Genomic DNA, 12,633 nt, shown 5'->3' with positions numbered 1-12,633 from the left:
TGTTTTCATCAACAGAGACGTCAAGATCAATAGCAGTGTTTTGCTTGGAAATATCAGTTATAGTGAATGTCACATAAGTTTTGTTCATATTGTAGTTATCATCACCAAGGTAAGCTACATCAACAAAGTAACTGTTTGCTAAAAATGTAGTTGTTAGTGATGCAACACCATCCACTAATTCAACATTAGCCTCAGTATCCTCAACACTTAGTTTTACAAATCCAGTAGCGTTTTCATCAACTTTAACAGTTATAGTAACTTTGTTTCCAATAACATCAGCATTTGCAGTGATAGGAGTATCCTTCTTGATATGACCTCTTATTGTGAAGTCCTCATAAGTAATGTTAGTGTTGAACCTGGCATCTCCCATATAGGTTGCAAATACTGTGTAATCACCAACATCGAGAATATCCTGAAGAACAGCTTTACCATTAATTACATCTGCATAGAGTATGTATTCTCCTTCGCTGCCGATTACCTGGAATTTGACAAGACCGGTTGCAGCATCATCAACAGTAACAGTCATTGCCACATCGTACTCTCCAGTAACGACATCCAATGAGATAGGAGTGGTTGCCTTATCAGGCTCTACAAGTGTGAACTCGGATTTTGTGGAGTTCTTATTGTAGTTCGCATCACCTAAATAAGTGATATCCAAACTGTAACTTCCATAAGGCAATTCAGTTGCAAATGTTCCTACACCATTTTCCAATGCAATATTCAATACACCATCACCATATTTAACTTCCACAAATCCAGTAGCATTTTCATCAACAGTAACTGTTAATGTTACTTTGTTTAGATTGGTTTCAACTGTTGCATCGATTGGAGTATCCTTCAGCACATGTCCAATGACTTCAAAGTCCTTAGCGATTATATTGCTGTTGAATACAGAATCACCCATGTATGTTGCAGCTATAGTGTAGTTTCCAGCTGCAAGGTAGTCAGCAAGCACTTCTACATGACCATCTATAACATCCATGTACATAGTGAAGTTTTCACCAGTTTCTTTGCTGACAATGTAGAATTTGACCAAACCGGTTGCGGTCTTGTTCAAACCAACATCAAACAGGACACTGTTTTCATCAACAGTGATGTCAAGATCAATAGCTGTTTTAAACTTGGAAATTTCTGTTATGGTAAATGCCAACTTAGTTTTGTTAATATTGTAGTTATCATCACCAAGGTAAGTTACATCAACAAAGTAACTGCTTGCAGGTAATGTGGTTGTTAATGTTGCGACACCATCCACTAATTCAACATTAGCATCAAGACCGTCACCAACACTTAGTTTTACAAAACCAGTAGCGTTTTCATCAACTTTAACAGTTACAGTAACTCTGTTTCCATTCACATCAGCATTGGCTGTAATTGGAGTATCCTTCTTAATGTGACCCATGAGAGTGAAGTCTTCATAAGTAATGTTGGTATTAAACCTGCCGTCTCCCATATAGGTTGCAAATACTGTGTAATCACCAACATCGAGAATATCCTGAAGAACAGCTTTACCATTAATTACATCTGCATAGAGTATGTATTCTCCTTCGCTGCCGATTACCTGGAATTTGACAAGACCGGTTGCAGCATCATCAACAGTAACAGTCATTGCCACATCGTACTCTCCAGTAACGACATCCAATGAGATAGGAGTGGTTGCCTTATCAGGCTCTACAAGTGTGAACTCGGATTTTGTGGAGTTCTTATTGTAGTTCGCATCACCTAAATAAGTGATATCCAAACTGTAACTTCCATAAGGCAATTCGGTTATGAATGTTCCTACACCATTTTCCAATGCAATATTTAATACACCTTCACCATATTTGACTTCCACAAATCCGGTAGCGTTTTCATCAACTTTAACAGTTAATTTAACTGTGTTTAGGTTGGTTTCAACTGTTGCTTCGATTGGTGTGTCTTTCATTATGTGTCCAATGACTTCAAAGTCTTTGGATGTAGTGTTGGTGTTGAATACTGAATCACCCATGTATGTTGCGACTAAAGTGTAGTTTCCAGCTGCAATGCTGTCAGTAAATGCTTCTACATGACCGTCTTTAACATCCATGTATATAGTGTAATTTTCACCAGTTTCTTTGCTGATTATGTAGAATTTGACCAATCCGGTTACGGTTTCATTCAAATCAACATCGAATATGGCTGTGTTTTCATCAACAGCAATGTTAAGATCAATGGTAGTATTTTCCTTGGCAACTTCTGTTACAGTGAATGTCAGATATGTCTTGTTGACATTGTAGTTTTCATCACCAAGATAAATTACATCAACAAAGTAACTGTTTGCAGGCAGTATAGTTGTTATATTTGCAACACCATCCACTAATTCAATATTAGCAACAGTATCGCCAACGCTTAGTTTTACAAAACCAGTAGCGTTTTCATCAACCCTTACAGTTATAGTAACTTTGTCCACATTCACATCAGCATTTGCTGCGATTGTAGTGTTCTTCTTAATGTGACCTTTAATTGTGAAATCTTCAAAGGTAATGTTAGTGTTGAACCTGGCATCACCCATGTAGGTTGCAATCACTGTGTAATCACCAATGTCAAGAATATCTTCAAGAACAGCTTTACCGTCAATCACATCAACATAGAGTACGTATTCTTCTGTGCCTTTAACTTGGAATTTGACAAGACCGGTTGCATTATCGTTAACAGTAACAGTCATTGCCACATCGTATTCGCCAGTAACGACATCCAATGAGATTGGAGTATCGTATTTGCTTATTACATTGAATGTTGTAGTATTATATGCAGTATAGTTACTGTTAGCAATTGTTACGGAAGCTAAAATATCATTACAAACAGCTAAATTATAAACTTCAGTGCTTCCTTTACCGTCAACAACATTTACAGTATAATTCTGATTATCTATCTCTACAATGTATTCGCCATCAATTTCACCAGTAACCTGAACAATAGCATCCTCACCGTATAAAATATCTTCAACAGAAATGACAACTGAAGCAGATTTAGGAGCTACGTCAAATGCTGTTTCATTAAATGCTGAATAATTGCCATCAACAATAGTGACATTAGCAACATAATTTCCAGCACTTAAATCTGAAACAACAACAGTTCCAGTACCATTTATAAGAGTGACTAAAATCGGTTCGGTTCCCACATAAACAAGATAGTCACCATCAACAGTACCTTCAACAGTGACAGTGGCATTTTCACCATAGGTTATATTGGATACAGTAATGGTTACATCCACACATTGTCTGACAAATATTTCACTGGAAGTGATTATAGATTCGTTGCTGTAATAAGAATCGCCTTCAAAAGTACCTGTGATGACATATTTTCCAGGATTCAAATTAGGAACAATGAGATCTTCCAGACAGGACTGAGTGATGTTATAAACTAACTTATTGTCTTTATCATATACAGTATATGCAATGTTCCCATATGCATTGAGTGGAACTTCAACAGTAATTGTTGCATTTTCACCCTGAATAATTGTATCGTTTGTTAAATTGAAAACTCCAACAGCCTTATTAACTGTTAAAGTAGCATAGGCATATGCTTCTGCATAATCGTCAGTTTCAAATACATATACGATGATTTCATAATTATCCGGTTTGAAGTTTTCACTTGGGAATGTGAAAGTTGCAGTATCATTAATATATAATGAAACTGATTCGTTGCCTAAAAACATTGTATAATAATCAGCAACATCGACAGTCACATTTATTTCAATCTCATCACCATAGTCAACTGCAACATCACCGACAGTAATGTTTGGAGCGACTTTGTGAACTACCACATTATCCATTGCAGTAGCTGAAAGGTAGTTTTTATCTCCCCTATACATTGCAGTAACTAAATAATTACCAGGAGCCAATGTGAGATTTTCCAATTCCTTCTTAGTATAAGTCTTACCGCCTAATTCATAGACGACATTAGCAGTAGCCTTCTTACTTATTGTTAAATTAACTTTTAATTTTTCACCCTGAGTGATATCTGCTATTGAAATGCTCAATCCAGGATCTACACGGTTGACAGTGAATATTTTGGTAATTTTATCAAATACAAAAGTGTTTGAATTAACATCTTTTGGATTTAATACCACAGTATAGTCCCCACCGTTGAGGATGCCGGCATTGTAGGTGAACTTGCTGTCAGTAAGGTTGACTGAATAGCTGTTGGAGTTAATGTCCAAATTAACAGTGAAGTTGAGGTTTGTACCTATATCAATAGTTCCTTCAATTGTTTCATTTTCACCATAGTCAATATCATTAACAGTATAATCCACGTTCAATGCATCAAATACTGAATTGGTAATGTTCACATTGCATTCACTATAAATGTTTCTATATTCGGTTGCCTTATTGTCTGTAAACACACTGCCATTGACAGTTGCATTAACATTTTGTCCAATGTATAATGCACCTTTACCTGAGAGTGTGTTGCCTGAAAATGTGGATTCAAGAACAGATAGATTACTGTTTTTACTTAAAACAACATTTTCAACAGCATTGTCTGTGAATAGTGATCCTGAAATAGTAATTTGATCCCTGTATCCTGAGGAAATTATTTCACTTGCATTATTGCCTGTGAAAACGGAATTGTTGACCAGCAGATTTTTGTTGGTAGCTGAATAAATAATCTCCCCATCTATAGCATTATTGTAAAACTCAGAGCTAATGAGAACATCACCAGAGCTGTAAACCTCAATAAGACTAACAGGATTATGTAATACTCTGTTTTCACTAAAAGCATTTGATATGAATTTTGCTGATTTCACAGAAGTTGCAATTAAACTCTCATATATGACTGTATTGTTCTCAAATGAGGATTCCTTAACTATGAAACTGAAACCATATGCCCCTATGATGTTTGATTGAACTAATCTATTGTCATAAAATCCAGATCCCACAATTGTTAAATTTCCTCTACTATAGATAAGTGCATTATCATCAGATTCTAAAGTATTATTGACAAAGACGCATCCGTCCAAAGTCAGATTACCCTTATTGTTAATGACTGACCCGGTAGTATTCTCATTAAAACCTGTGATAACAACATCACATAGGGTAATATCAGAACTAGATTCAACTGTCAAAAACCTTAAATTGGTTGAATTTGCATCAAAGACAACATCTCCAAGTGAAATTATAGATAATTTCTTACCTGAAATGGTCAAGCCTAAATTGTCAGCACCAGAATAGGTTCCTTCCCTTACATAAATGACATCATCATTTGAAGAATCTGCGAGGGCTTCACGTAATGTTTCGAATTCATTTCCAGTACTGTTGACAATGAATTTGCCTTCATATTTGCTGACTTTGAATGCGGTAGTGTTTGCCGCATCTTTATAGTTTTCATCACCTTCACGAATAACAGTTACACTGTAGTTTCCTTCACCGACGGCATCCAATGTTATACTGGAATGCTCATCAGTAATATTGACATCGAAAAGCCTACTATTGAAAAGAATATGGAACAATCCTGTTTTACTTGTGTCAATCTTTAAAACAGGTGAACCGGATTCACCACGTATGACAACATCATCTACAGTCACATTGATGTAGACATTCGCCTTATTTATGACAAGCCTGTCAGTTATTGATTCACCGTAATAAATGTTTCCATAGATGTCATAAATGATTTCATCCAATTTAACGTCATATACACCTTTTGGCAAAATGTCTGTAACGTATTCAAATATGCCGTCTGAAATTGTGACTGTGGCATCTTTACCGTTGACGAATCCAGGCAATACTGTTTGAAGATCCATGTTGAATTCAGGGTTAAGTGTACCTGTAATTGTTGTAGGAATGCCGTATTGACCATCAGGTACAATCAATATCACATCATAGAAATCAAATATGTTTCCACTGAATTGAATATCTCCTGCATTGTAAATGTTTGCATACTCTTCAGCAAAGTTAATTCCAAAGAATGAATTTGTAAGTACCAATGCTTGGTTGCTGTAAATTGCTCCACCTTTGCCGGTTGCGGTATTTCCAACAAATGTAGAATTATCAACAGTCATTTGATTATTGTTATAAATGGCACCGCCGTCCTTTTCACTGGATGATCCGGTGAATGTTGAATTAAAGATGTTTGCTTCATTCCAGTTGTAAATTGCTCCACCATATCCGTTTGCACTGTTATCTTCAAAAGTACAGTTTAAGACTTGTAAGGTTCCAGCATTATAAACAGCTCCACCATCCATACCTTCATTTTCGCTGAAAACAGTGTCTTTAACAGATAATGACTTGGCGTTATAGATTGCACCACCATTTCCAAAGTTATAGTTGCCTGTGAAATTGGAAGCGACAATATCTGCAGCGCCATTGGTGTATACTACAGAACTTGTATTGACAATATTGTATGAAAATTCAACTGTATCAATGACTAAATCCGCATCGTTCCAAACAACAGCATTATTGACGGAGTTAAGTGAGAATGTAGAGTTCAATATGTTTAATAAACCAGAGTTGTGTATGATTTCACCGGTTTCAAAACTGTCGAATGTACAATTATTGATTACTAAAGTACCGTAATTTTCAATGCTTGCATGATTTTTTACGGCCCCATCAGTAAAGTATATGCCCTCAAATGCAACAGAGCATCCTTCAGCTATTGTAAAGAACCATTGTGTACTGTTTCCGTCGAAAATAACTCCGTCATCTCTGAAGTTTTTAAGGGTGAATGATTTTTTGATATCAATTTCCATATTGTCTTCATAATAATAATTCACATTTGCATAGATAACACCATGGTCACTAACTGCATCAATAGCATCAGTTAAGTTTTCAAATACTTCATCTTCGGATATGATGAAATTCGGCACTTTCATTTCAAATGAAACCTCATAGATGTATGTATTGAAGTTATGGTCGTTCATTACACCTACTGTATAGTTTCCTCCAATAACATCCTCAAAAGTGATGCTGAAATCACGTGAACCGTTATTGTTAATAGTGTATAAAGGTGCTGAATCGAAGTACAATAAGACCACTGAATCAAAGACATCATTAGATGTACCATTTACATAGACAGTCTGGTTGATTTTATCCATAGTGAAATTGTATATTTCCCCATTAGCGTTAAATATACAATACTGGCAGGTTATTTCATCGGTATTGCCACCAGCAAAGTAATTCCTCACTCTCTCTTCATCTTCACCTTGATAGTTGTCTAAAAAGGTACATAACATGAATGATGCTGATGTTGTTTGACCGTCCCAATTGTCGGATGCAATATAGACTGCTCCACCTTCACTTGTTGCGTAATTGTTTATAAAGGTAGTGTTTAGTGCAATGAGAGTTGCATCATTTTCTGCATCCCATTTACCAATATATATGGCGCCACCTTCATCAGCATTGTTATTGCGGAAATTACAGTTCATCAAGGTTAAAGTACCCACTTCCAAATCAATAGCTCCACCATAAGTAGCAAATCCATTGATTACTGTAATGTTTTCAAGTGTGACGGTAGGACCGTCTGTCTGCTCAAACTCTGGATGTGGAGGCGGAGGTACCTGAACCCACTCCATTTCAGTATCATATGTTAAAACCATGAAGTAATTTTCACCTCCGCAGTCAAAGATGACTTCTTCGTCTTCATAAGCCCTGATTGTTAATTCCACTTCTCCTTCAATGTCAATGCCATAGAATCCATACCCGGAATATGTTCCGCCTCTAACAGTAATGATACCTGCACCCCATGTCACAGCCTCATCAATTGCATCCTCTAGAGTTTCATAATATTCTGGATCTGAATCTTCATCGTATTGGTAAATGAATTTATAATCCTCATATTCATCACCTAGGTTGTTATCTGGAGAATTACCGAGATTTTCTTTTGATTTAGTATCATCAATTGCAAAATACTTGACGGATGAATAAGTCATTACAGGTTTGTCCTGAACATTATTGGAAGGGCCAACTACAGAATCAATTTCACCTGCATTGTCAGTTCCCATATCATCCATATTAGTGTTTGAGATTCTTAAGCTAAATACAGGAAGATTTCCATTGACATTCAAAATGGCCTCAGTGGAATTTGATATGTAGTTTACACGTTCCTGTGAAGTGACCTTGATTGTGTAATTACCCGGATTCAGTGTTTTATCTATTACAATAGTTCTGCTGCCATTAACAAATACTGCATTTTTGTAATCTTCGATTTCTATTGTATATATTGACGGAACATCTGATTCTATGTTTAGAACAATGCTGTCATTATATTCCACTTCCACATCAGGTACAGATATGGTCGGACTAGCTTTATAGACTTCGAAATTAACAGTAGTTGATGTGAATGCGAAATCGTCATGGTCATAGAAAGCTACAAGTGTGTATTTTCCTGCATCTAATTTCAATGATTCGATTTCATCTTTTGTGTAATAATTTCCATTCAATTGATAACCAACTGCTCCTGTTGCAGTAGAAGGCAGTGTTTCAATGACTTTAAGGGTTTCACCATAAGTGATGTTGTCAACGGAAACCTTCAAATCAAAGCCAGTATTGTAAACTCTGAAAACTTCAGTTATGCCATCCATCAGATATGTGTTATTATTGTTATCTGCAATACTGCTTAAAACAGCATAATATTTGCCATGATCCAATTTGCCTGCATCATATGTGAAGGCATTGTTTTTGATTTCAATAAGGTTGTTTTCACCAGCGACTGTTAAATTGGCTGCTGCATAGATATTGGTACCGATATCTGCTGTACCAGTGATTATTGAGCTTTCACCATATTGGACAGATGGTGCATTTAATTTAGCATCCTTAACATCAAAAATGGAATCATGAACTACAGTAAAACCATTGCTATAAATATGCCTGTTTTCTCCAGTGTTATTTGCAAAAACACACTCATCGATTAATGCTGTGACTTTAGGAGATGTTGCAATGGCTCCGGTTGCAGCATTGTTATTTGCAAACACACTGCTATCCATAATTAAGGAGAGCTTTTTATTATAAGGGTTTTTGATTAAAATTACAGAACCCATCTTACCACTATTGTTATTAAAAGTACAGCCTGCGATGCTGGCTCTTGAAGATCCATCAAGGCATAGGACTCCACCATCAACCTTGCTGTTGGAGTTGTCTTCAAAATTGGATAAGCTAATATCAATGATTGCATCACCAGCATTGGCATTGACATATATTACCCCACCTTCAAGTTGCGCATTTTCTCCCAGACTATTTTTGATGTCGTTTTTCTTGAAATCAGAGAGTGTGACAGATACATATACGGAATTGTTTCCTACATATATTGCAGACCCTTTAACAGCAGTGTTCTTTTCAAAGTCACATGAAGTTATTGCATCTTCAAATTGTATTAAGTTTTTGAAGTGCACTGCTCCACCTTCACGTGCAGAGTTGTTTATGAATTTGGAATCTGTGATTGAAACATCATCATGACCCAGTGATGTGACTGCTGCAGTACTGACTTTTAAAGGAGCGGCATTATTTATGAAATTACAACTGTCAATATCCAATGATTGCCCATCACTAAATATGGCTGCTCCACCATTTTCAGCAAATGAGGTCTTAGTAATCTTATTGTCTGTGAAATTACATGAAGTCAGTGCGAGATATCCGTGATTGACAATAGCCCCATAATTGGTATTCCTGTTGTGAAGTCCTCTGAATGTTATGCCAGATATATCAGCTATAGCGTTCTCATTGACAGTTATGAAATTGGCGTCACGACCCTGAGCATCAAAGATTGCACCATCCAATGCAATGATAGTGAGAACCTTACCAGATATTATAACTCCTGTTTCTTTATATGTGCCGTTTTTAATATAAATCATGTCCTCACTATTGGAATTGGCTACAGCTTCGCCCAAAGTATCATATTCCACGTTTGTACTTACGACAAGGAAGTTGCTGTAGGTTTTGCTTACTGAAAATGTAGTGAAATTCATGACAAAATAATAATTTTCATCACCGTCACGCATACCAACTACAGTATAATTGCCTAAATCAAGGCCAGTAAGTGGCATGCTGGCTTTACCATTTACAACTTCAAGCTGATAATTCTTATTTCCGATTATAATAGTGTAATTGTTATCCCAATTAGCACGAACATTTAGAACCGGTGTTTCAGGTATTAATACACTATTTACAGCAAGATTTAATGTTATTCTTGCTTTTTCAATCACTATTTTAGCATACGCTTCCTTATTTAAATAGAATTCGTTTCCATATAAATCGGAATAGTACTCATGGCCATAGAAATGGTCATTACTGTCTCCTTGAGTATGCATTCCAGACATGGTGAATTCGTGTGTTCCTCCAGATAGCACTCCCACATTTATTTTAAACTGATTATCTTCAATAGTGAGTAATCCACCAAAAACAGTTTCATCCATAACACCTGCTAAAAGAGTATAATTATTATCTAAATTAGATCCCCAATCGAAAACACCCTCAAGAACATATTCCATACCATATGCACCATCTTTTGCATTTAATGCTAAATTCAAATCATATTCATTAAACTGTAAAAAGAATTTTCTTGTAAGTGATTCGGAGTATATGTTTCTGTAACCTGTAGTTGCAGCATTGGAATCGAAAACACAGCCGGTTATATTTACAAGATCGCTAGAGCCTCCGGCTATATAAACAGCCCCACCCATATTAGCAGAATTTCCTATAAATGTAGTATCATGGATGTTAAGTTTGTTAGCATATATGGCTCCACCACTACCTGTGCCCTCATTAGCGGTAAATTCTGAGTTGGTAATTGTCACATCTGAATGAGTATCAGCATAGATAGCTCCTCCATTAATACCATGATTAGATGTGAAAGTACAATCATCTATTTTTACAACAGTATTTCCAAAGACTATCCTACTACTTGATTCGAAATTATTGCCGTTCAGTACCAGATTTGAATTTTGCGCAAAAATTGGGCGTTCAGGTTGATTTTGGGTATTTTTAATATTTTTAAATTCACAATCTGAAATGGTACACTCCTGATTAGTAAGGAATTTTAATGCTATATCTGAAAACTTGCCTGTTACAGTTATATCTTCCATGGTGAGTTGGGAATTAGAACTCACATCGAACAGATACTTTTGAGAATTGGATGAAAAAGTTACAGGGTCATCAGTATCTTTAGGTCTAATTGTTACCCTTTTATTTATAATCTGCACGTTAAAATTACTAGACCCTGTGTAAGTTCCGCCTTCAACAGTAATTACACCAGATCCACCACTGGAAATAGCATTTACTGCTTCACTTAAAGTTTCAAATACCTTTTCATCATTTAAAACAAAATAAGGTTCGATAATAGTGAAAGTAGTTCCTGAATACTCATATCTTGATTCCCAATTTTTCATCATGTAAACTGTATAGGTTCCTCTTTCCAGATTAGAGAAAGTTGCAGTATCACCATCATTACAAGCTTTTCTATCATAATAACTGCCACCTTTATATAAAACAGCATAATTCACATCATCCTCAACATCAGGAGTTATATCCACGGATTTATAAGGAGCATGCACTTCAATTTCGAGGGAACCGGATCCTATAAAACGACAATTGTTAAAGGAATAAGATGATGAACTACCAGCTTCATTTTGAACATGGTTAGCACTTCCACCTGCTTTATTGCCCTCGAAATAACAGTCAGTAAAAGTAGCTGAAGCTCCATCTTCAAGATAGACAGCTCCACCTCCGGATGCTGCGTTATTGTTTGTGAACCGACAATTATTAGCTACAAGTGAAGCATCTGATTCATCAAGAAAGATTGCTCCACCCCAACCAAAACCTCCACCAAGGTTCTGATAAGCTTTATTGTTTTCAAGTTTACAGTTGTTCAAGGTCAAAGATCCATGTACAACCTCAATAGCACCTCCCTGAAATGCACCTCCATTTCTAAAGGTTATACTATTGAATGTGACATGTGCATTTTTATCATTTATCTTAAAGAGCCAGTGCTCATGATCACCTTGGCCGTCAAAAATAACTTCATCACCGGAATTATACGGCTGGAATGTTATCCATACTCCCTTACTAATTGTAATTTCTCGCTCAGCAGAATCGTAACCCCATGCTCTTGCTTTAAGGTATATTGTTCCCCCATTATTATCACAGGCATCATCAACGGCATCGTCCAAATCTCCATACCATTTGCCATTATAATAAAAGTTAGGGTTTTCTCCAAGCAAATCATCATTTGAAGCAGAAAGCACCTCTTCACCTACATTGGAAGAAGCACCCTCCTTTATGTTCAGATCGGATATTTCATCCGAATTATCATTTGCACTAATTTCAACATCACTGCCTGCTTCACTTTCAAGCGAAGTGGCATTGTCTTCTTGTTCAACAGCTAAAGAAGCTGGTGAAATATCTGCATCACTGGCCTCCTCCAGCAACGTATCATTGGTATCGGCCGCTGAAATTGCACCGATACTTATAATCATTACAAGGAGTAGTATCAGTAATACACCCATCCTTTTTTTCGTCATTTTTAATTACCTCATATTGTCTAAAAATCAAGTAATCAAACAGAACGTTCGTTCTGTACAATAATACATACATAAATATTGTAAATGAATACAATACTTAATATATTGTTTTATTTTTCATTATTAATAAATATAAGGCATTATTTTTTAATTGACGATTTAAATGAATTCTT

Annotated in this window: 1 protein-coding gene; it reads right to left on the bottom strand. The window is 36.1% G+C overall.

Features of this window, described 5'->3' with window-relative positions:
* On the bottom strand, nt 1-12,460 hold a 12,460-nt coding region (locus Q0W26_RS05780; RefSeq protein ID WP_298523334.1), incomplete at its 3' end, for a right-handed parallel beta-helix repeat-containing protein.
* Nucleotides 12,461-12,633: the final 173 nt, after the last annotated feature.

Origin of the sequence: uncultured Methanobrevibacter sp. (genome assembly GCF_947169325.1) — an archaeon.
Taxonomy (GTDB): Archaea; Methanobacteriota; Methanobacteria; order Methanobacteriales; family Methanobacteriaceae; genus Methanocatella.
The sequence above is the reverse complement of the archived record's forward strand: the minus strand, read 5'-3'. Positions and strand labels throughout refer to the sequence as shown.